The organism is Cyanobium gracile UHCC 0139, from assembly GCF_034931325.1.
GTDB lineage: Bacteria > Cyanobacteriota > Cyanobacteriia > PCC-6307 > Cyanobiaceae > Cyanobium > Cyanobium gracile_B.
On record NZ_JAYGHX010000007.1, the window covers coordinates 96,066 to 116,022 of the forward strand.

Annotated in this window: 21 protein-coding genes; 7 read left to right on the top strand and 14 right to left on the bottom strand. The window is 71.4% G+C overall.

What is annotated here, in order from left to right; translation table 11 throughout:
• Positions 1-3 precede the first annotated feature (3 nt).
• Complete coding sequence (locus VB738_RS12155; RefSeq protein ID WP_323305976.1) at positions 4-537, top strand: hypothetical protein; 534 nt, start codon at positions 4-6, stop codon at positions 535-537.
• 6 nt (positions 538-543) lie between these two features.
• On the opposite strand, the gene folE is transcribed toward VB738_RS12155, so the two are convergent.
• The 6 genes from folE to VB738_RS12185 all read right to left on the bottom strand — a co-directional run bounded on the left by folE (position 544) and on the right by VB738_RS12185 (position 5,758).
• Positions 544-1,287 carry a GTP cyclohydrolase I gene (folE, locus tag VB738_RS12160; protein WP_323305977.1) on the bottom strand — a complete coding sequence of 248 codons (744 nt, stop codon included), beginning with the start codon at positions 1,285-1,287 and terminating at the stop codon, positions 544-546.
• 8 nt (positions 1,288-1,295) lie between these two features.
• The gene (locus VB738_RS12165) at positions 1,296-2,006 is read right to left on the bottom strand and encodes an SDR family oxidoreductase (protein ID WP_323305978.1); all 711 of its coding nucleotides are present in this window, start codon (positions 2,004-2,006) and stop codon (positions 1,296-1,298) included.
• Between the two features lie 26 nt (positions 2,007-2,032).
• Entirely contained in the window at positions 2,033-3,022 is a 990-nt protein-coding gene (locus VB738_RS12170) for an acetyl-CoA carboxylase carboxyltransferase subunit alpha (RefSeq protein ID WP_323305979.1), read from the bottom strand.
• Between the two features lie 20 nt (positions 3,023-3,042).
• On the bottom strand, positions 3,043-4,092 hold the full coding sequence (locus VB738_RS12175) for a long-chain acyl-[acyl-carrier-protein] reductase (RefSeq protein WP_323305980.1): 1,050 nt from the start codon (positions 4,090-4,092) through the stop codon (positions 3,043-3,045).
• Between the two features lie 83 nt (positions 4,093-4,175).
• Positions 4,176-4,916, bottom strand: a complete 741-nt coding sequence (locus VB738_RS12180; RefSeq protein WP_323305981.1) for an aldehyde oxygenase (deformylating) — start codon at positions 4,914-4,916, stop codon at positions 4,176-4,178.
• 35 nt (positions 4,917-4,951) lie between these two features.
• Positions 4,952-5,758 (bottom strand): creatininase family protein, encoded by an 807-nt coding sequence (locus VB738_RS12185; protein ID WP_323305982.1) that lies wholly within the window; start codon positions 5,756-5,758, stop codon positions 4,952-4,954.
• Between the two features lie 71 nt (positions 5,759-5,829).
• Here VB738_RS12185 and VB738_RS12190 point away from each other — a divergent pair, with 71 nt between their 5' ends.
• From VB738_RS12190 to VB738_RS12200, 3 genes are read left to right on the top strand one after another with little or no spacing between them, the layout of a single operon-like run.
• Positions 5,830-7,134 (top strand): S1 RNA-binding domain-containing protein, encoded by a 1,305-nt coding sequence (locus tag VB738_RS12190; RefSeq protein WP_323305983.1) that lies wholly within the window; start codon positions 5,830-5,832, stop codon positions 7,132-7,134.
• The gene (locus tag VB738_RS12195) at positions 7,131-8,021 is read left to right on the top strand and encodes a Tab2/Atab2 family RNA-binding protein (RefSeq protein ID WP_323305984.1); all 891 of its coding nucleotides are present in this window, start codon (positions 7,131-7,133) and stop codon (positions 8,019-8,021) included. Before VB738_RS12190 ends, VB738_RS12195 begins: the two co-directional genes overlap by 4 nt.
• Positions 8,022-8,026: 5 nt before the next feature.
• Positions 8,027-8,842: a polyphenol oxidase family protein gene (locus VB738_RS12200; RefSeq protein ID WP_323305985.1), complete on the top strand. Its 816-nt coding sequence runs from the start codon at positions 8,027-8,029 to the stop codon at positions 8,840-8,842.
• Here VB738_RS12200 and VB738_RS12205 read toward each other — a convergent pair.
• Positions 8,802-10,484: an NAD(P)/FAD-dependent oxidoreductase gene (locus tag VB738_RS12205; RefSeq protein WP_323305986.1), complete on the bottom strand. Its 1,683-nt coding sequence runs from the start codon at positions 10,482-10,484 to the stop codon at positions 8,802-8,804. The two genes, VB738_RS12200 and VB738_RS12205, sit on opposite strands and share 41 nt — an antisense overlap.
• A gap of 133 nt (positions 10,485-10,617) precedes the next feature.
• On the opposite strand from VB738_RS12205, the gene VB738_RS12210 reads away from it, so the two are divergent.
• Positions 10,618-10,773 (top strand): hypothetical protein, encoded by a 156-nt coding sequence (locus VB738_RS12210; RefSeq protein ID WP_323305987.1) that lies wholly within the window; start codon positions 10,618-10,620, stop codon positions 10,771-10,773.
• On the opposite strand, the gene ppsA is transcribed toward VB738_RS12210, so the two are convergent.
• The 6 genes from ppsA to hemH form a co-directional block, all read right to left on the bottom strand.
• Complete coding sequence (gene ppsA / locus VB738_RS12215) at positions 10,738-13,206, bottom strand: phosphoenolpyruvate synthase (RefSeq protein WP_323305988.1); 2,469 nt, start codon at positions 13,204-13,206, stop codon at positions 10,738-10,740. The two genes, VB738_RS12210 and ppsA, sit on opposite strands and share 36 nt — an antisense overlap.
• Positions 13,207-13,301: 95 nt before the next feature.
• Complete coding sequence (locus VB738_RS12220) at positions 13,302-13,517, bottom strand: GIVxVP protein (protein ID WP_323305989.1); 216 nt, start codon at positions 13,515-13,517, stop codon at positions 13,302-13,304.
• Complete coding sequence (locus VB738_RS12225) at positions 13,514-13,870, bottom strand: hypothetical protein (protein ID WP_323305990.1); 357 nt, start codon at positions 13,868-13,870, stop codon at positions 13,514-13,516. Before VB738_RS12225 ends, VB738_RS12220 begins: the two co-directional genes overlap by 4 nt.
• On the bottom strand, positions 13,852-15,651 hold the full coding sequence (gene ilvB / locus VB738_RS12230) for a biosynthetic-type acetolactate synthase large subunit (protein WP_323306059.1): 1,800 nt from the start codon (positions 15,649-15,651) through the stop codon (positions 13,852-13,854). Before ilvB ends, VB738_RS12225 begins: the two co-directional genes overlap by 19 nt.
• Positions 15,652-15,842: 191 nt before the next feature.
• Positions 15,843-16,457 (bottom strand): M23 family metallopeptidase, encoded by a 615-nt coding sequence (locus tag VB738_RS12235; RefSeq protein ID WP_323305991.1) that lies wholly within the window; start codon positions 16,455-16,457, stop codon positions 15,843-15,845.
• Positions 16,438-17,613, bottom strand: a complete 1,176-nt coding sequence (gene hemH / locus VB738_RS12240; protein WP_323305992.1) for a ferrochelatase — start codon at positions 17,611-17,613, stop codon at positions 16,438-16,440. Before hemH ends, VB738_RS12235 begins: the two co-directional genes overlap by 20 nt.
• Positions 17,614-17,774: 161 nt before the next feature.
• Here hemH and VB738_RS12245 point away from each other — a divergent pair, with 161 nt between their 5' ends.
• Both VB738_RS12245 and cobO read left to right on the top strand, forming a co-directional pair.
• Entirely contained in the window at positions 17,775-19,019 is a 1,245-nt protein-coding gene (locus VB738_RS12245) for a site-specific integrase (protein ID WP_323305993.1), read from the top strand.
• Complete coding sequence (gene cobO, locus VB738_RS12250) at positions 19,016-19,720, top strand: cob(I)yrinic acid a,c-diamide adenosyltransferase (RefSeq protein WP_323305994.1); 705 nt, start codon at positions 19,016-19,018, stop codon at positions 19,718-19,720. Before VB738_RS12245 ends, cobO begins: the two co-directional genes overlap by 4 nt.
• Here cobO and VB738_RS12255 read toward each other — a convergent pair.
• On the bottom strand, positions 19,692-19,916 hold the full coding sequence (locus tag VB738_RS12255; protein ID WP_323305995.1) for a hypothetical protein: 225 nt from the start codon (positions 19,914-19,916) through the stop codon (positions 19,692-19,694). The genes cobO and VB738_RS12255 overlap by 29 nt on opposite strands.
• Positions 19,917-19,957: the final 41 nt, after the last annotated feature.

Consider the following 19,957-nt stretch of genomic DNA (forward strand, 5'->3'; position numbering starts at 1 on the left):
CACTTGGCCTTCCTCCGCTGTCCTTCGCGAGCCCGTGTCGTCCTCCCCCTGGCCCTGCTGCTGGCCTCACTGCCAGGGGCTCCCGTGCTCCGGGCCCAGGACCTGGTGGGCTGCCAGCTGGTGGACGGCACGCTTCAGTGTGTTCCCGGGGTGACGGCCGATCCCCAGCAGCAGATCCAGCTGCTGCGCCAGCAGATCGCCGGCGATCAGCGCATCGAGGGGGCAGTGGAGCAGCGGATCGCCGGACTCGATCAGCTCCTGCTCCAGGGCGAGGCCATGCAGGGGGCCCTGCTGCAGGCGACGGCGGCCGCCGAAGGGCTGGCCTCCCTTCCCCCCAGTGCCTTTCACTGGTACCGGCTGTCTCCCGGGCAGCTTCAGTGGCAGCTGATCCAGGGAGCCAGCGGCCCCACCTACGCGCTCACGCCCGACGATGTGGCCTCCCGGGTGATGGTGGTGGTGGCGGTGCCCACCCCCGGGGGGAGCCAGCGCAGCGTTTCCCAGGTGGTGGGGCCGATTGCTCCCCGGCCGGGGAACTGAGACGGCTCAGGTGCTGAGCAGGGCCTCCTGCTGGCGCACGAGCTCGAAGAACTCCTGCTTCAGGCTCGGGTCGTGGCGGAAATCACCGCGCACGACTGAGTTGACCATGCTGGTCTGGGGTTCTTTCACCCCGCGCCATTTCATGCAGTAATGCTGGGCCTTGACCAGGATCGCCAGTCCGAGGGGCTGGCAGAGCCGCTCGATCTCGTTGGCGAGGATGATCACCGCCTCCTCCTGAATATGGGGACGGGAGAAGACCCAGTCGGCGACGCGGGAGAACTTCGACAGGCCGATCACCCGCTCACCGGGTTTGATGCCGATCCAGCAGTTGCCGAGGATCGGCACCAGGTGGTGGGAACAGGCGGAACGGATGGAGATGGGCCCCACGGTGTAGATCTCATCGAGCTGCTTCACGTTGGGGAAGCTGGCGATCTTCGGCTGCTCGTGGTAACGGCCCTTGAACACCTCGTGGAGGTACATCTTGGCGACCCGCTCGGCCGTCTCCTCGGTGTTGTGGTCGTTCTCGATATCGATCACCAGGCTGCGCAGCAGGTCGCGCACCTTGCCGGCCACCTCGATCTCCAGCTGGTCGAGCTCACCCTCGCGCAGATGGTCGGAGATGTTGTCGTTGGCCAGAAACGGGATTCCTTCCTTCTGCAGCCGTTCGCGGATTCGCAGGCTGACGGGGATGGGGGTGGTGACCGGAGCGGCCTGACGGGCGCTGAGGCCGCTGGGGAGGGTGGATGTCATAAGGGGGGTTAGAAGGCTCCGGCGGCCGGCATCAGGGTGAGGTCCTCAACCGTCTGGCTGTGGGGTTGCCGCGCAAGGTAGAGCAGGGATTCGGCCACCTGCTCGGTTGAAAGCATGGCACGTCGGTCGAAGGAACTGTGGACGGTTTCACTGTCCCAGAGGGGTGTATTCACCGCCCCCAGGGTGAGGGTGCTCACGGCGATGCCGGCGGAACGCTCCTCCGCCTCGAGGCAGCGGCTGAAGGAGGCCAGGGCCGCCTTGCTGACGCAGTAGGCCCCCCACTCGGGAAAGGCGTTGCGGGCGGCGTGGCTGCTGACGTTGATGATCCGTCCGCCACCCGCCTGGCGCAGGGCGGGCAGCACCGCCTGGCAGACCTGGAAGACGCTGGTGAGGTTGAGTTGCAGCAGCCATTGCCAGCGCTCGATCGGCATCGCCGCCAGGGGACCGGTCCAGGCGGCCCCGGCGTTGTTGATCACCACCGAAGGCAGCAGGCCACGGCTGAGCAGTTCGGCCAGGGCGGGGGCGATGGCCTCCGTCCGGCTCAGGTCGAGGGACAGAGTCTCGACGCGGCGGCCCAGGGCCCGCAGCTCGGTGGCGAGCCCGTCGAGGTCGGCCAGGCTGCGGGCCACCAGCAGCAGGTCGTAGCCCTCGGCGGCGAAACGGCGCGCGCTGGCGGCGCCGATGCCGCGGGAGGAACCGGTGATCAGAGCGACGGGCAAAGGGCGGAGCGGCAGGGAGGCAAACCCTACGGCGCGTGGGCGTGGTCTGGCGTCGCCCCCTCCAGGACCTGTCCCATGCGACGGTATTTGGCGTAGCGGGCCTCCAGCAGGGCGGATTCGCTGCAGGTCTGCAGCTCCGCAAGGTGGCTGAGCAGCGCCTGGCGCAGTGTTTCCGCCGCCTGGACCGGCGCCCAGTGGTTGCCCCCGGAGGGCTCCTTCAGCAGGGCATCCACCAGGCCGAGCTGCAGCAGATCGGCGCCGGTGATGCGCAGGGCCTCGGCGGCGGCGGGGGCCTTCCCGGCGTCTCGCCAGAGGATCGAGGCGCAGGCCTCGGGGCTGGCCACGGTGTACACGCTGTGCTCGAACATCAGCAGGCGGTCGGCCACGCCGATGCCGAGGGCGCCGCCGGAGCCCCCTTCCCCGATCACCACGGCGATGATCGGCACCCGCAGCCGGAACATCTCGCGCAGGTTCACGGCGATCGCCTCACCCTGGCCCTCCTCCTCGGCCTTGACGCCGGCGTAGGCCCCGGGGGTGTCGATGAAGCTGAGGATCGGCAGGCGGAAGCGATCGGCATGCTCCATCAGCCGCAGCGCCTTGCGGTAGCCGCCCGGGGAGGCCATGCCGAAGTTGCGCGCCACGTTCTCCTTCATGTCGCGACCCTTCTGATGGCCGAGCAGCACCACGGGCTGGTCGCCGATGCGACCCACGCCGCCGACGAGCGCGCGATCGTCGTTGCCGCGGCGGTCGCCGTGCAGCTCGATCCACTCGTCGGTGATGACCTGGATGTAATCGAGGGTGCTGGGCCGCTGGGGGTGGCGGGCCACCTGGATCTTCTGGGCCGGGGACAGGGAGCTGAAGATCTCCTCCCGCCGCCGCGTGGCGAGGGTCTCCAGCTGCAGCAGCTGCTGACTCACGTCCACCTCGGAATCACGCGCCAGCTGCCGGATCTGCTCGATCTGCTCCTCGAGCTCCACCAGCGGTTTCTCGAACTCCAGCAGGACGCGGCGGGCCATAGGGGGCTCAGGCGGGGGGATCAGGGGATGGAGAGGCTGGGGACTGCTGCCGGCACGTCCAGGCCGAGGGCCTGGAAACCGTGGCGAAGGGAGGCGGCGCCGATCAGGTCCATCTTCTCGAGGGTGATGTTGTTGCGGCCCCAGCTGAAGTTGGTGTGCAGCCCTTCGAACTCCAGCAGCATCGCTTCGGCGAAGCAGGCGAACATCTGGCGCTGGGGTCTGGCCATTTCAGCGGCTTCCATCATCTGCCAGCCGATGTCGGAGCCGAATTCGACGATGCCGCCCTTGAGCACGTGGATGCCGTCGCCGGCGGCCCTGGTGTCCAGGTTCTTGGGGTAGCCGCCGTCGACCATCAGGCAGGGACGGGGCAGCCGGCTGGGGTCGATGCTGCTGGCCTGGGCCAGGCTGGCGACCCAGACCACCACGTCGGCTTCGGACAGGGCCTCCTCGAGGGGCAGGATCCGACCACCGCCCAACTCCTGCTGGAGATCAGCCAGGGGCTGGGGCCGACGGGCCACCAGCAGCAGCTCCTGCACGCCGGTGCGCTGGGAGAGCCAGCGGCAGACGGCGCTGCCGATGTCACCGGTGGCACCGACGACAGCCACTTTCGCCAGGTGCAGGTCGATGCCCAGCTTCGGGGCGTTTTCCTCCACCTGACGGCAGAGGACCCAGGCGGTGTGGGTGTTGCCGGTGGTGAACCGCGTCCAGTCCAGGGTGGTGGCCCGCACCTGCTGCTCCCGCAACAGCTTGAAGTCCTCGAAGATGATCGAGGTGAAGCCTCCGAGGGCGGTGATGTCGATGCCGGTCTTCTGGGCCAGCTCCATGGCGTTGAGCACCTTGCGCTTGGCCGTCTTGAAGCGACTCAGCATCTCGGGCACGAACACCGAATCGATGTAGGCCCCTTCGATGCGCTTGCCCGTGGGGCTGGTGACACTGATCCTCTCCACCAGCTGGGGGGGAGCACTGCACCACATGTCCAGATCCCCCTCGGCGTACTCCTCGAATCCCAGGCTCCGCGCCAGGTTGCGGGCCGCCGCGAAGCTGGTGGAATGACCGATCAGGCCGAACATGCAGAAAGGAGAAAGCGGCGGCAGGGACGGGGCCGGATGTCGCCGACGCTACATCCTCCCCAGGGGTGGGGAAGGGGGGCGGCTCAGCCCACCAGGGCCGCGGCGGCCATCCGGGCGATTTCCCTGGGGGTGAAGCCGATGTCGGTGAGGGCGTCCTGGTAGGCGATCAGGAAATCCTCGATCAGGTCTTCCTTCTCCATGTGCAGCACAGCGGCATCGGCGGCCACCCGATCCAACATGCGGCGCACGTGGGGGAGGTTGTCGCGGTTGGCCTGCTCCAACTCGGCGCGGGACTCCTCGAGATGGGCCTTGAGCCACTCCTGGCCGTAGTTGAGGTGGGTGTACTCGTCCTTGACGACCCCCTCGGTGATCTTGCGGGCGAACGGATCGGCCACAGGGATATAGATGTGATAAGCCGAGATGGCGAAGGCTTCGATCAGCAGGGCCTGGATCAGCAGGCAGGTGACCACCTTGCCCTCCTGGAGGGCCGCCTGGAAGTTGTTGCGCAGGGGGGAGAAGAACTCCTGGGCGAAGGGCATGTCAGCGGTGACGCCGAGGTTGTTGCCGCAGGCGGTGAAGCCCTTCATGTGCTTCAGCTCCATACGGGCCAGCCGGGCCAGTTCCTCGGCCTGGTCGGGCAGCAGGGTGCCGAGGGACATGTAGTTGTCGTGGGCTTCCTGCTCGCCTTCGATGACGATCGCGTTGATGCGGCTGTAAGCGTCCTTGTAGGCGGCGGTGCTGAAGTCGGGCAGGTCGCTCCCCTCGATCGGGCCCACCGGATCCAGGGAGGAATCGACGGACGTGGTGGTTGCGAGGGTGGGCATGGGAACCACGGGGATAAGCAATCTCACAACTTTAGTCACGCTCTGCCGGATGTCGGCGGCCAGTCGCTGCGCAGCAGGGCCTCCAGCCGCTGCTCCCAGCTCTCCACCAGGAGCCCGAACAGCTGGCGGCCCAGCTCCTCGCTGGCGCCGGAGGGATCACCGATCACGCCGCTGGCACTGATCTCCTGCGTGCGCCAGGCGCTGGGGCAGGCCCCTTCCAGGCTCCAGCCGGCGGGCGGTGCCAGGGTTTCACCGGGGCCGTCGGCGGCGGGGAGGGGGCCGGCGAAGGCCGGTTCGAGACACAGCATCAGGCTCGTCTCGGCCAGGCCGGCGTGAAGGCCGTTGCTGCGCTCCGGCTCGGGAATCAGCGCTGCCAGTCCATCGGCGCCGCGCCACAGGAAGCAGGGCAGCACCGCCAGGTCGGGTTCCAGCACCCGCAGCTCCCGGGCCGCCGCCTCCAGCAGGCCGATCTGGCCGCCGTGGGCGTTGAACAGCACCAGCCGCCGGAAGCCTGCCGCCGCGACCCCCCGGCCGACGGCGCGCACCAGGTCGATCAGCAGCCCGGCCGGCAGGCTGAGGGTTCCCGGGAAACCCAGGTGCTCCGGTGAGAAGCCCAGGCTCTGCAGCGGCAGGCGCCAGATCGGCAGGTCGGGAGCAAGCCGGTCCAGCACTGCTTCGGCCACCCGTTCCGCGAACAGGGCATCGGTGCCGAGGGGCAGCAGCGGACCGTGCTGTTCGACGGCGCCGAGGGGCCAGAGCACGGTGCTGCCCGGACGGGCCGCCTGCTCACGCACCGTCGTCCAGCTGAGGCTGGCGAGGCGTCGTTCGGTGCTGGGGGGCATCGGCGGGGGAGGACCGGCCTCCGAAGGGTGATTCGTACAGTGTGGAGCCCCGTGCTTCGCTGAGGACCTCCATGGCAGGAACCGGCAACCCCGCGCCGCGTCAGCCCCGGAACCCCGCCCAGCGCCCCACGCCGCCGGCGAGGCCTTCCGGGTCGGCCCCGGCGCCGCTGCGCAAGCCCCCCCAGGTGTTGATGATCAAGAAGGAGGATGAGGTGGCGCCCGAGCCCCCCCTCGCCCCGGCCGCCCCCGGCCCGTCCGTCGCCCCGTCGGCGGCCTCCGGACAGGTCGCCGCGCCGGTACGGCCCCCCTCGCCCCCCGCCGAGGACGGCGACCGCTTCGATCTGGAGGGCATCGAGGGCCTGACCATGGCCGATCTGCTCGGACCGGCCCCGGATCGGCGCGGCGGCTCGGCCCGGTCAGCCGGTCGGGGCCCCGCCGCCTCCGAGGCCGCCCCTGGTGAGCCCCCTCGCCAGGCCCGCACCGTGGATGACTTCGACTTCGATGAGGAGGCCTTCCTCGCCGCCCTCGATGAGAACGCCCCGGTCGGCACCACCGGTGAGGTGGTCCAGGGGGTGGTGATCGGCATGGAGAGCGACGGTGTGTATGTCGACATCGGCGGCAAGGCCCCCGGCTTCATGCCCAAGAGCGAGTGCGGCCTTGGGGTGATCACCAACCTCAAGGAGCGCTTCCCGAAGGGACTGCCGATCGAGGTGCTCGTCACCCGCGAGCAGAACGCTGACGGCATGGTGACGATCAGCGCCCGCGCCCTGGCCCTGCGCCAGAGCTGGGAGAAGGTGCGCCAGTTGGAGAAGGAGGGCAAGGTGGTGCAGGTCAAGGTGAACGGCTTCAACCGCGGCGGTGTCACCTGCGACCTGGAGGGCCTGCGGGGCTTCATCCCCCGCTCCCAGCTCAACGAGGGGGAGAACCACGAGGCCCTCGTCGGCCAGACCCTGGGCGTTGCCTTCCTGGAGGTCAACGCCGAGACCCGCAAGCTGGTGCTCTCGGAGAAGCGGGCCGCCACAGCCGCCCGCTTCGCCACCCTGGAGGTGGGGCAGCTGGTGGAAGGCCAGGTGGTGTCGATCAAGCCCTATGGCTTCTTCGTCGACCTGGGCGGTGTCAGCGGCCTGCTGCACCAGTCCTCGATCACCGGCGGTGCCCTGCGGGATCTGCGCGAGGCCTTTCAGCAGGGTGAGCACCTCAAGGCCCTGATCACCGCCGTCGATCCCGCCCGGGGCCGCATCGCCCTCAACACCGCCCTGCTCGAAGGTCCCCCCGGCGAGCTGCTGATCGCCAAGGACATCGTGATGGCCGAGGCCGAGGACCGGGCCCACCGGGCCCGCTCGCTGCTGCGCCAGCAGGAACAGGACGCAGGATGAGCGCAGCGGTAGCGGTGCAGGCCCCCGGCCCGGACTGGGAGCTCGATTACTACTCCAGGCCGATCCTGGAGGTTGATGGCAAGAAGCGCTGGGAGGTGCTGATCTGCTCGACGGCGGGTCTGCAGCCAGCGCCGGCCCCCTTTCGCTGGTCGATGGCCTGTCCGGCCGCCAGCGTCAACTCCCAGTGGCTGCGCGGGGCGATCGAGGCGGCCCTGGCGGCGGCCGCCGAGCAGGGCTACGGCCCGCCGCGGCGGCTGCGCTGCTGGCGCGGCTCGATGCGGGCCATGGTGCAGCGGGCCGCTGAAGGCCTCGGCCTGGAGCTGGTGCCGAGCCGGCGCTGCTATGGCCTGGTCGAGTGGCTGCGGGAGCGGCAGGCCAGCGTCTACCCCCTGGAGCCGGGCTACATGGCCGGCCCCCTCGCCCCGCCTCCCCAGCCCATTCCGCCGGTGGCCCTGCCCCTGCCGGAGGCAGCCCGGGGCGACAGCTGGAGCTGGGCCACCCTGAGCGCCGCCACCCTGGCCGAGGCCGGCGGCTGGGAGATCGCTTTCCCCGGCCTGGTGGCCCTGCCGTCCGACATCGATCCCGCCACACCGGTGCCCGGGATCCGGCTCTTCAGCCGCCGGCGGGCCCTGGCCATCGCCGGCTGGCTGTCCGGTCTGGAGCCGACCCGGCTTGAGGTCAGCGCCGGCCAGCTGGTGCTGGAGGCCGGCCTCGAGGATCGCTGGATCCTGGCGCGACTGCCGGAAGAGGAGGCGCGGCTGGCCCAGCAGGCCTTTGCGGAGGCCCGCGAGAGGGCCGGCGGCCTCCAGTTCATCGCCATCCAGGCCAGCGAGGAGGCTTCCACCCTCGAGGGCTTCTGGCTGCTGCGCGACCTGCCCGAGGGCTGAGGCGCATGGCTGAGGCGCTCGAGCCCCCCTTCGATCGGCCCGATGCCGGCTTCAACGACCTCCCCGGCTGGACCTGGGTGGGCACCTATGGCGGCCACTACCTCCAGTGCGACCTGCTGGCGGCGTTCGAGCACGGCTTCTTCACCCGCCAGTGGCAGGGCCGGCCGCCGGAGGAGCTGGCTGGCGCCCTCAGCGCCGGCGTCAGCGTGCACCGGACCCGCCAGGTGCATGGCGGTGCGGTGCTGCCTGCTTCCGCAGCCGAGCGGGAGCCCTGGCCGGAGGCGGACGGACTGCGCAGCGACCGGGGCGGCCAGAGCCTCTGGGTGTGCGGGGCCGACTGCACCCCCGTGCTGATCGCCGACCCCGCCAGCGGCCGGGTGGCGGCCTGCCACGCGGGCTGGCGCGGGGTCGCGGCCAGGATCGTGCCGGCGGCGATCGAGGCGCTGGTGGCGCGCGGCGCCAGCCGTGACCGGCTTGTGGTGGCGCTGGGTCCGGCCGTGGCCGGCTTCCGCTACCAGGTGGAACGCTCCGTGACCCTGCAGGTGGCCGCCGCCCTGGCGGCCGAGGACGGCGCCCCGCCGCAGGAGCAGGCCCTGGCCGATCTGGAGCGCTGCGGTGCCCTGCTGACGGATCCCGCCCCCGGCCGCGATCGGCTGGACATCCGACGGGCCACGGCACTGCAGCTGGAACGCCAGGGGATCGCCCCGGAGCGGATCGGCCACTGCCCGCTCTGCACCGTGGCCGAACCGGCCCTGTTCCACTCCTGGCGCCGCGACGGGGTCAGGGCGGTGCAGTGGAGCGGTGTGGTGTCGCAAGGCTGAGCGCCACCGCCTCGGCCACCTTGATGCCGTCGATCGCCGCCGACAGGATGCCGCCGGCATGGCCGGCCCCCTCCCCCGCCGGGAAGAGCCCCGGTGTGTTGAGGCTCTCGAGGCCGGTGGGGTGGCGCTGCAGCCGCAGGGGCGAGGAGGTGCGGGTCTCGACGCCGGTCAGCAGGGCCCCCGCCATGGCGTAGCCGGGGATGCGGCGGGCGAAGACCGGCAGGGCCTCCCGGATCGCATCGAGCACATAGTCCGGCAGGCAACCGTCCAGGCTGCCGAAGCGCAGGCCGGGCTGGTAGGAGCCCACCACCGCCTCCGGGGGGGGCTCCCGGCTGGGCCTGTGCTCCAGGAAATCCTCCAGCCACTGGGCCGGTGCCCGGTAGTCGCCGCCGCCGGCGCTGAAGGCCTGCCGCTCCCAGTGGCGCTGGAAGGCGATCCCGGCCAGGGCCTCCTCCCCCTCCCGGGCGTAGGGCGCCAGATCCTCCGGGGTGATCGGCACCACCAGGCCGCTGTTGGCATTGCGCTCCCGCCGGGAGTGCTGGCTCATGCCGTTGGTGACGACGCAGCCCTCTTCGGAGGTGGCCCCCACCACCAGGCCGCCGGGGCACATGCAGAAGCTGTAGACGCTGCGGCCGGCGTTGGCTTCGCCGTTGCAGTGGTGCACCAGCTTGTACTCGGCGGGGCCCAGCCGCGGATGGCCGGCCGCCTCCCCCCAGCGGGCCCGGTCGACCAGGGCCTGGGGATGCTCGATCCGCACCCCGACCGCAAAGGGCTTCGGCTCCATGGCCACACCGAGGTGATGCAGCATCGCGAAGGTGTCCCTGGCGCTGTGGCCCGGGGCCAGCACCAGATGGTCGCAGGCGATGGCGGTGCCGTCGGCCAGCCGCACGCCCGCCAGGCGCCGCTCGGGTCCGTCCCCCAGGAGCAGCGCGACCACGTGCTGACCGAAACGGACCTCGCCCCCCAGCGCCTCGATCCGGGCCCGCAGCCCCCGCACCACCGTGGCCAGCTTGAAGGTGCCGATGTGGGGGTGGTGCAGGGTGAGGATCTCCGGATCGGCCCCGGCCGCCACCAGCTCCTCCAGCACCTTGCGGATGTAGGCGGGGTTCTCGCTCACCTGGCTGTAGAGCTTGCCGTCGGAGAAGGTGCCGGCCCCGCCCTCGCCGAACTGGGCATTGGAGCCGGGATCGAAGCGGCGGCGGCCCTGCCAGAAGCCGAAGGTGTCCGCGGTGCGCTCCTTGACCGCCTTGCCGCGCTCCAGCAGCAGCGGGCGCCAGCCCATCTGGGCCAGCAGCAGGGCGGCGAAGTAGCCGCAGGGGCCGGCGCCCACCACCACCGGGCGCAGCTCCGCGGCGGCTCCCTCGGCCCGGGCCACCGGGCGGTAGCGGTTGTCCGGGGTCGGACGCAGATGGGGGTCGCCGGCGTAGCGGCGCAGCAGGCGGCGCCTGGCGCCGGCCTCGAGTTCCAGGTCGAGGCAGTACACCAGGGCGATGGCGCCGCGCCGCCGGGCATCGACGCTGCGCTTCACCAGGTGATGGCCGCGCAGCTCACCGGGGACGAGCCTCAGCCGGCGGGTGATGGCCGCCTCCAGGTCGGCGGCGCTGTGATCGAGCGGCAGTTTCAGCTCGCTGAGGCGCAGCACGGCCGTGGCAGGTGGAGGGCTGCTGGCGTTCTAGGGCACGGCGGGATTGGCGCCAACGCTTGTGGCGTCCCCTGCCGATCCGCTTCGGAAGGTGCCATGGTGGAACCTGATCGCGCCTGGGGCCGGATTTCGGATGGGTCTGGCTCACTGCCCTCTCTGCATGGGTCTGGCGGCGCTCTGCGTGGTGCGCTGCGGTGCCCATGGCCTGCTGCTCTGGCGCCTCCTGTTCCATCCTTCCGGCCCCGCGGCGGCCTCAGCCCCGGGCCGCTGGGGTGAGGCCGCCTGCTGAGGCTGCAGCGTCCAGCTCGGCCTCCAGGGCGGCGATGGCGATGCGGGTGGGTACCACCGCATCGGGGTTGAGGCTGATCGAGTCGATCCCCTCCTCCACCAGGAAGCGGGCGAAGTCGGGATAGTCGCTGGGGGCCTGTCCGCAGATGCCGATCTTGCGGCCGCAGCGGCGGGCCGTGCGGATCGCCAGCCGGATCATCTCCTTGACCGTGGGATGCCGCTCGTCGAACAGGTCCGCCACCAGGGCCGAGTCCCGGTCGAGCCCCAGAGTGAGCTGGGTGAGGTCGTTGGAGCCGATCGAGAAGCCGTCGAAGCGCTCGGCGAAGGCCTCGGCGCCGATCACGTTGCTCGGCAGTTCGCACATCACGTACACCTCCAGGCCGTCCCTCCCCCGCACCAGCCCCTCATCGGCCATCACCTCCAGCACCCGGTCCCCCTCCTCGGGGGTGCGGCAGAAGGGGACCATCGGGATCACGTTGGCCAGCCCCATCAACTCCCGCACCCGGCGCAGGGCCCGGCACTCCAGCGCGAAGGCGGCGCGGAAGGCGGGGGCGTAATAGCGCGAGGCCCCGCGCCAGCCGATCATCGGGTTCTCCTCCGCCGGCTCGAAGGCCGCCCCGCCCAGCAGGCGGGCGTACTCGTTGCTCTTGAAGTCGGAGAAGCGCAGGATCACCGGCCGGGGATGGAAGGCGGCGGCGATCCGGGCCATGCCCTGGCTGAGCAGGTCCACGTAGTAGTCGGCCGGCGCGTCGTACCCCGCCACCAGCGCGGCGATGGCCGCCCGGTCGGCCGCCGCCGTCACCCGCTCGGGCTGCAGCAGGGCCATCGGGTGCACCCGGATGTGGTTGGCGATGATGAATTCCAGCCGGGCCAGGCCCACGCCGTCGCAGGGGATCGAGGCCAGGTGGAAGGCCTCTTCCGGGTTGCCCACGTTCATCAGGATCCGGGTGCGGGTGGCCGGCAGGTCGCCGATGGCCTGCTCCTCCACCCGGAACGGCACCGCCCCCCGGTAGACGTGGCCCACGTCCCCTTCGCAGCAGCTCAGGGTGACGGTGTCGCCGTCGGCGATCCGGCCGGTGCCGTCGCCGGTGCCGACGATCGCCGTCAGGCCCATCTCCCGGGCGATGATCGCCGCGTGGCAGGTGCGGCCCCCCTGGTCGGTGACCACCCCGCTGGCCTTGCGCAGGATCGGCTCCCAGTCAGGGTCCGTGCGGCGGGTGACCAGCAGGTCGCCGTCCATGAACCGGGCGATCTCGCTGGGATCGCTGATCACCCGGGCCCGGCCGCTGTTCACCGAGGCGCCGATGGCCCGGCCGCTGGTGATCACTTCGGCCGTGTGCGGCTCCAGGTGCCAGCTGCGCAGCACCGCTCCGCCCCGGCGGGATTCCACCGTTTCCGGCCGGGCCTGGAGGATGAACAGCTCGCCGCTGAGGCCGTCCTTGGCCCACTCGATGTCCATCGGGGTGGGCACCCCGCGGCGTTCGCCGTAGTGGCGCTCGATCACGCAGGCCCAGCGCGCCAGCGTCAGCGCCTCCGCGTCGCTGAGGGCGAAGCGCCGGCTGTCCTCCGGGGACACGGCTTCGTTGCGCACCGCCCGGCCATCGCCGACGCCAGGGTCGGCATAGACCATCCGCAGAGCCTTGCTCCCCAGCCGCCGGCTCAGGATCGGGGCGAACCCCTGCTCCAGGGTGGGCTTGAAGATCAGCCACTCATCCGGGTTCACGGCGCCCTGCACGACGTTCTCCCCCAGCCCGTAGGCCGCCGTCAGCAGCACGGCGTCGCGGAAGCCGGTTTCGGTGTCGATGCTGAACATCACCCCGGAACTGGCCAGATCGGAGCGCACCATGCGCTGCACCCCGATCGAGAGGGCCACCTCCAGGTGGTCGAAGCCGTGCTGCTGCCGGTAGACGATGGCCCGATCGGTGAACAGCGACGCGTAGCAGCGCCGGCAGGCCTCCAGCAGCGCCGCCTCCCCCTCGACGTGCAGAAAGGTCTCCTGCTGCCCGGCGAAGCTGGCCTCCGGCAGATCCTCGGCGGTGGCGCTGGAGCGCACCGCCACCACGGCCGGGCCGCCTCCGAAGGCCAGCTCCCCGCACTGCTCCCGGTAGGCGGCCAGGATCGCCTGCGCCAGCGGTGGCGGCAGTTCCGCCTGGCCCAGCCGCTCCCGGGCCCCCTGGCCGGCCGCCTGGAGGGCTGCCAGATCGTCCGCATCCAGCCCGTCGAGCAGCTCGGCCAGCACCGGCCGGAGCCCGTTGGCGGCGATGAACAGCCGGTAGGCGGCGGCCGTGGTGGCGAAGCCTCCCGGCACTCGGACACCGGAGGGCCCCAGGCGCTGAATCATCTCCCCCAGGGAAGCGTTCTTGCCGCCCACCTCGGCGATGGCGTCGAGGCCGACCCTGGCCAGCGGCACGACCAGCCGATCGGAGTCCCGCATCCCCTTCGCCCTGACTGCTCCAACTCTGGGCCCGCCCACCCGTGCCGGCGCCGGGCTGTGATCTTTGGTCGTCGCGTTGGTGTCGCCGCCGGCGCTCAGGGTTCGGGGTCGGAATCGGTGGGGGGCGGGCCGGGTTCGGGCAGCAGCTGGGCCAGCAGACCGGCTCCCATCAGGACGGCGCCGAGGGTGAGGGCCAGGCCCCGGTTGGCGGCGGCCGGGCCGTCCACCCAGGTGCCGGCGGCCAGGAAGGCGGCCCCCAGCAGCAGGGTGGGCACCAGCACGATGCCTTTGGCGGTGCGGTTGAGGCTCACGGGCAGGCCTCCGGCCGCGCCAGGCCGGCATCGATCAGGCCGCTGGCGATGTCGTCGCCGCCGGCCAGCAGGCTCACCCGGGCCAGCAGGGTCCCGTCCCGCTGGCCCATGGGGCGCAGATTCACCCTGGTGCGGCGGGGCAGGGCCTGCCGCAGCCAGGCGACCGCCTCCGTCTCCTGGCCTGGCGCCAATTCCATGCAGGCCAGTTCGACGGGGTAGCTGCGGTTGCCGTCACCCACCTGGAGCAGGGTGCCGCTGCGCACCTGGAACACCTCCGCCGCCGCCGCCGCCCCGGGCCCGGCGATCACCAGGGCCAGTAGGAGCGCGAGCAGGGTCAGAGTTTGGCGCCGCAACTGGGGCAGAACAGGTGGGCGCTGGCGGTGGTGCTGCCGCATGCGTTGCATTGGCGGATGGTGTCGATGGCCAGTTCGGGATGGCTGGGCAGGCCCACCATCTGGGCGTTGCTGGCGCCCGGGGGCACCATCGGGTAGCAGTTCTCGTTGCGGCGCACGCGGACATCGACGAACACCGGACCCGGATGGGCCAGGGCCTCGGCCAAACCGGACCGGAGCTGGGCCCGGTCGGTGATGCCGATGCCCTTGACGCCGAAGGCCTCGGCGAGGGCGGGGAAATCGGGCATGCCGCCCGTCATCTCGGAACTGGAGTAGCGCTCCTCGTAGAAGCTTTCCTGCCACTGGCGCACCATCCCTTGCCAGCCGTTGTTGAGCACCACCACCTTCACCGGCAGCTGGTACTGGCTGAGGGTGCCCAGCTCCTGGATATTCATCAGGATGCTGGCATCACCGGCCACGCAGATCACCGTCTCGTCGGGGAAGGCGGTCTGGACGCCCATGGCGGCGGGCATGCCGAAGCCCATGGTGCCCAGGCCGGCACTGCTGATCCAGCGGCGGGGTCCGTTGCGCAGAAACTGGGCTGCCCACATCTGGTGCTGGCCCACATCGGTGGTGTAGTAGGCCTCGGGCGCCAGCTCCCGCAAGGCGATGACCACCTCCTGGGGGGCGATCTCACCGGTGGGCTGGGGGATCACCAGGGGGTAGTGGTGCTTCCAGGTGTCGATGCGCTCCAGCCACGCATCAGTGCGGCGGTTGGAGCCCTCACCGATCGAGGCCTGCAGCAGGGCCTCGAGGGCCTGCTTGACGTCGGAGACGACGGGCACCTCCGGCACCCGGTTCTTGCCCACTTCGGCCGCATCGATGTCGATGTGGATCACCTGGGCCCGGGGGGCGAAGCTGTCGAGACGGCCGGTGACCCGGTCATCGAAGCGGGCCCCGACGGCGATCAGCAGGTCGCACTCGGTGACGGCGAAGTTGGCGTAGGCGGTGCCGTGCATGCCGAGCATGCCGACGGCCAGGGGATGGTTCTCGTCGAAGGCCCCCTTGCCCATCAAGGTGGTGGTGACCGGCAGCCGGAAGCGTTCGGCCAGCTGGTGCACCTCGGCGTGGGCGTCGGAAGCGATGGCGCCGCCCCCGACGTAGAGCAGGGGCCGCCGGGCCTGGCGGATCAGGGCCAGGGCGCCATGGATGGCCTCCGGTCTGGGGGCCGGCGAACGCTTGAAGCCCGAAGGGATCGCCGATCCCGGTGCCACGGGGGTGTAGTCGAACTCCTCGGCCCCCACATCCTTGGGGACATCGATCAGCACTGGCCCCGGCCTGCCGCTGGCGGCGATCAGGAAGGCCTCCGCCACGATGCGGCCGATGTCGGCGGGGTCGCGCACCACCCAGGAGTGCTTCACGATCGGCAGGGTGATGCCGAAGATGTCGGTTTCCTGGAAGGCATCGGTGCCGATGGCAGCCCGGGGGACCTGGCCGGTGATGACCACCATCGGCACCGAGTCCATCTGGGCGGTGGCGATGCCGGTGACCAGGTTGGTGGCGCCGGGCCCGGAAGTGCCGAAGCAGACGCCCACCCGGCCGGTGGCGCGGGCGTAGGCGTCGGCGGCGTGGGTGCCGCCCTGCTCGTGGCGCACCAGGATGTGCTTCAGCCATCCCCGGGCCTCCGCCTTGTGGAGCTCGTCGTAGATGGGGAGAATCGCGCCGCCCGGATAGCCGAAGATGTGGCGCACGCCATGGCGGTGCAGGGCATCCATCAGGGCGTAGGCCCCGCTCACCCGCATCGGCGTCGACGATGGCTGGGACGCCTCAGTGTTGGGGGCACTGGGGCTGCTGGTCCCGGCGGCGGCGATGGCGGAAGGAAGGGGCGTGAGCGTCACGGCGGCGGCTGGGGTCGGGCGAAGGGGAGGGAATCGTCAGGATGGGAGAGCGGTGGGCCCGGGAGCCAGGCGTCCGGGCAGGGGTCTCGGAACCATCAGCGGAAGACACCAAGGTTAGGTCGCTGGAGGGGGTTTGGGTTGCGCCGACGCCGGCTCTCCGCCATGGCCCGCAACACGCGGGCCGGATCCATCCAGGCGCCCCGGTAACGCAGGCCCCAGTGGAGGTGGGGGCCGGTGGTGCTGCCCGTGAGGCCGATGTGGCCAATGACCTGGCCGGTGGCGACCCGCTGCCCCACCCGCAGCAGGACGCCACCGCTGCGGTAGACACCATGGCCGGCCTGACCCCCGAGGTGGCAGTAGATGTGCTCGTAGCTGCCCGAGCGGATCACCAGTCCGTTGCCGCAGCCGCCGTCGACGATCACCTCGCTCACCGTTCCGGCCCACCAGCTGCGGATCGGTGATCCCAGGGGCGCGGCGATGTCGATGCCGTAGTGGGGACGGACGTCGCCGCTGAGGGGATGGGAACGCATGCCGAAACCACTGGTGTAGCCAGCGAAGCTCGCCACCGGAAACACCCCCCGGCCCCAGAGGCTGGCGTTGCGGGCCTCGACGGGCAGGGTCTGGCTGCTCAGTCCCAGGGTGGCGGCGATCACCAGCGAACGGCTCCGCAGGCCGGGGCGCCTGGGGCGATCAGAGCAGTCCAAGGGCATGCAGGGGACCGTGACCGGTGAGCAATTCCAGCAGAAAAGCGGAGAATCCGACCATCGCCAGCCGGCCATTCCAGACCTCGGAGCTGTTGTTCCAGCCCCAGGCCCACTTGTCCTGGGGATAGAGCTTCACCTTCTTGGGCAGCTGGGCCGCCATGTCGAGGTTCACCTCCGGGCCCGCCATGGCTTCGTGCACCAGATCGGCGAGGCCCTGGATGAAGGTGGCGTCGGTGTCGAGGGCCGGCACGCGGCGGAAATGGCTGATACCGGCCTCGGTGGCGATCTCCCGATACTCGATGTCGATCTCCTCGAGGGTCTCGATGTGCTCGCTGACGAAGCTGATCGGCACCACCACCAGCTCCTGGACGCCCTGCTCCCCGAGTTCCCGCAGGGCATCCTCGGTGTAGGGCTTGAGCCATTCCACCGGCCCGACCCGGCTCTGATAGGCGAGGGTGGAGGGGTTGGGGTGGCCCAGCAGCTGTTCGAGGCGCTCCATCACCAGGGCGGCGCAGGCCTCGATCTCCTTTTGATAAGGGTCGCCGGCCTCCTCCACGTAGCTCTTGGGCACCCCGTGGGCACTGAAGAAGATGTGGGCCGAATCGGGTGCCTCGCAGTTGCCGATCTCCCGGGCGATCAGCCCGGCCATGGCATTGATGTAGCCGGGATGGTCGTACCAGCTGCGGATGCAGCGGATCGGCAGCCGGCGGAAGGCCGGGTCGGCCTGGCGGAGGCGCTGCAACTCCCGGAAGCTGGAGCCGCTGGTGCTGATCGAGAAGTGGGGATAGAGGGGCAGCACCACCACCTCCTCCACCCCGTCGGCCTTGATGTCGCCCACCGCCGATTCGGTGAAGGGGTGCCAATAGCGCATCGCCACGTAGCTGGTGGCGTCGACACCCTGCTGGCGCAGGCGGCTCTGCAGTTCCCGGGCCTGCTGCTCGGTGATGCGGCGCAGGGGGGAGCCGCCGCCGATGGAGCGGTAGGCCTCCTTGGACTTGCCGCTGCGCAGGGTGCTGATCAGCCAGGCCAGGGGTTTCTGCAGCGCCGGCGTCGGCAGGCGGATGATCTCCGGATCGGAGAAGAGGTTGTAGAGGAATGGCCCGACGTCCTCGATCCGCTCCGGACCGCCGAGGTTCAGCAGCAGCACGCCGACCCTGGCCATGCCTTCGATCAGAAAGGCAGAGCGTAACCCCGCCTCCCCACCGGCGGCTGCCCGGCGGGTCACCGAGGCCCACCCTGGCGGCGCCGGGACGGCAGGGGTAGCGTCCGGCCCAGCTCCCCGATCGCCCCACCATCCCCCCGGCCGCCGATCTGACAGAACTGGTGCGGCAGCGGAACCGGCAGCTGGCGGCCTCGGGCACCGGCCTGCGGCTGGAGATCCGCCAGCAGCGGCTCGGCCTGCGCGGGCCCCTGCCCTGTCCGAAGGGCACGGCGGCACGGCCGGTGCAGCGGATCAGCCTGGGGCTGCCGGCCACGGCGGAGGGGGTGGCCGCCGCCCTCGACCAGCTGGCCCGGGTGCGGGAGGCCATCGAGCGGGGTCGCTTCTCCTGGGAGCACTGGCGCCGTCGGCCGGCCGCGGCCGCCCCTTCCGCAGACGCCGTCCCCGCTGGGCAGCCATCCCCTGCTCCGGCACCCCTGGCCTCAGCTGGCGGCCCCGCCGGGGCCGCGGGACTCACCCCGCTGCTGGCGGGCTTCGAAGTCGCTTTCTTCGCCGATCCCCGCCGCCGCCGCCGGCCCGCCGGCAGCCGCAGCACCTGGAGCGGCGCCTACCGGCCCTATCTGCGGCGCCTGGCGACGCTGGCCGCCGCGTCGGGTGAGGCGACGGTGGCCGTCGATGTGCCCCTGCTGGAGCGGGTGCTGGAGAGCTATCCCCTGGCCAGCCGCAGCCGCCAGCAGTGCGGTCTCGCCCTGGGGGCCCTGGCCCGCCACCTGCAGCTGCCCCTGCCGGCCGACTGGAGCGAGCGCAGTGGCGGCTACGGGCTGCACGTGGCCCGCTTCCGGGGCCTGCCCAGCGACGCGCGCATCCTGGAGCTGGTGGCGGCCATCCCCAACCCCCGCTGGCGCCTGGCCTACGGCCTGATGGCCACCTACGGCCTGCGCAACCACGAGGTGTTCTTCTGCGACCTCTCCGCCCTGGCGCCGGGGGGCGACCGGGTGCTGCGGGTGCTGCCCACCAGCAAGACCGGGGAGCACCAGGTGTGGCCGTTCCAACCCGACTGGGTGGAGCGCTTCGGTCTGGAGGGCCTGGGGGAGGGTGGCGCGGAGCTGCCCCGGGTCTGCACCGACCTGCGCCGCACCACCCTGCAGCAGGTGGGCCGGCGGGTGGCGGAGCAGTTCCGCCGCTATGGGCTGCCGATCACCCCCTACGACCTGCGCCACGCCTGGGCCGTGCGGACGATCCACATCGGCCTGCCGGACACGGTGGCCGCCCGGATGATGGGCCACTCGGTGGCGATCCACACCCGCACCTACCACCATTGGATCACCCGGCGGGACCAGCAGCAGGCGGTCGACACGGCCCTGGCACGGCTCCGCCAGAGTGCCCCAAACGGACACCGCTCCCCATGACGGCGCACGCCTCCCCGACCCCTGCCGCCACGGCGGACGACACCCTGGCCCTGGATCGCCAGGCCGAGGAGCTGGGCCCGGGGGGCGACCTGGCCCCCGAGGTGGACCAGGAGGCCTACCGCCGCCGCATGCAGCGCCGCCGCGAGGTGCAGCAGCAGCGGGTGGGCGAGCGCAACCTGGAGAAGGGGCTGGTGCTCGTCTTCACCGGCGAGGGCAAGGGCAAGACCACGGCGGCCCTGGGCCTGGTGCTGCGGACCCTGGGCCACGGCGGCAAGGTGGCGGTGGTGCAGTTCATCAAGGGCGGCTGGCAGCCGGGTGAGGCCCGGGCCCTGGAACGTTTCGGCGACGACCTCCACTGGCACGCCCTGGGGGAGGGCTTCACCTGGGAGACCCAGGACCGGGAGCGTGACCGCCAGCTGGTGCAGAGCGCCTGGGAGCGCTCCTGCGCCTACCTCGCCGATGGCGAGCGCCAGCTGGTGGTGCTCGACGAGATCAACGTGGCCCTCAAGCTGGGCTATCTCGAGCCCGAGCGGGTGCTGGAGGGGCTGGCCCTGCGGCCGCCCCTCACCCATGTGGCCCTCACCGGCCGCGGCGCCCCGCCGGCCCTGCTGGAGCGGGCCGATCTGGTGACGGAGATGAAGGTGGTGCGCCACCCCTTCCGGGAGCAGGGGGTCAAGGCCCAGGCGGGCATCGAGTACTGAGATCGTTCTGAAGGCGGGCCAGGCTGCAGACCAGCACCGACAGCCCGCTGACCAGCAGGGCCCGGTGCACCTCCGGCTCGCGCCAGAACCCGGGGCTGCCGCTGGCCCGGTCCAGGGCCGAGAGCGTGAGCCGGGCCATCACATCGCTGCCGCGGGGGCCGCGGGGGGCGGGAGATCCGGGCGGGTCGATGGCCATGGCGGTGCTCCTTTGGGGCAGTGAAGCGGGTGTCGCCGGCG

Bases quoted from the DNA above. Each gene is read 5' to 3' on its own strand.
- folE (WP_323305977.1), bottom strand. From the start codon at position 1,287: ATGACATCCACCCTCCCCAGCGGCCTCAGCGCCCGTCAGGCCGCTCCG.
- VB738_RS12170 (WP_323305979.1), bottom strand. From the start codon at position 3,022: ATGGCCCGCCGCGTCCTGCTGGAGTTCGAGAAACCGCTGGTGGAGCTC.
- VB738_RS12175 (WP_323305980.1), bottom strand. From the start codon at position 4,092: ATGTTCGGCCTGATCGGTCATTCCACCAGCTTCGCGGCGGCCCGCAAC.
- VB738_RS12180 (WP_323305981.1), bottom strand. From the start codon at position 4,916: ATGCCCACCCTCGCAACCACCACGTCCGTCGATTCCTCCCTGGATCCG.
- VB738_RS12185 (WP_323305982.1), bottom strand. From the start codon at position 5,758: ATGCCCCCCAGCACCGAACGACGCCTCGCCAGCCTCAGCTGGACGACG.
- VB738_RS12190 (WP_323305983.1), top strand. From the start codon at position 5,830: ATGGCAGGAACCGGCAACCCCGCGCCGCGTCAGCCCCGGAACCCCGCC.
- VB738_RS12195 (WP_323305984.1), top strand. From the start codon at position 7,131: ATGAGCGCAGCGGTAGCGGTGCAGGCCCCCGGCCCGGACTGGGAGCTC.
- VB738_RS12200 (WP_323305985.1), top strand. From the start codon at position 8,027: ATGGCTGAGGCGCTCGAGCCCCCCTTCGATCGGCCCGATGCCGGCTTC.
- VB738_RS12210 (WP_323305987.1), top strand. From the start codon at position 10,618: ATGGGTCTGGCTCACTGCCCTCTCTGCATGGGTCTGGCGGCGCTCTGC.
- ppsA (WP_323305988.1), bottom strand. From the start codon at position 13,206: ATGCGGGACTCCGATCGGCTGGTCGTGCCGCTGGCCAGGGTCGGCCTC.
- ilvB (WP_323306059.1), bottom strand. From the start codon at position 15,651: ATGCGGGTGAGCGGGGCCTACGCCCTGATGGATGCCCTGCACCGCCAT.
- VB738_RS12235 (WP_323305991.1), bottom strand. From the start codon at position 16,457: ATGCCCTTGGACTGCTCTGATCGCCCCAGGCGCCCCGGCCTGCGGAGC.
- hemH (WP_323305992.1), bottom strand. From the start codon at position 17,613: ATGGCCAGGGTCGGCGTGCTGCTGCTGAACCTCGGCGGTCCGGAGCGG.
- cobO (WP_323305994.1), top strand. From the start codon at position 19,016: ATGACGGCGCACGCCTCCCCGACCCCTGCCGCCACGGCGGACGACACC.
- VB738_RS12255 (WP_323305995.1), bottom strand. From the start codon at position 19,916: ATGGCCATCGACCCGCCCGGATCTCCCGCCCCCCGCGGCCCCCGCGGC.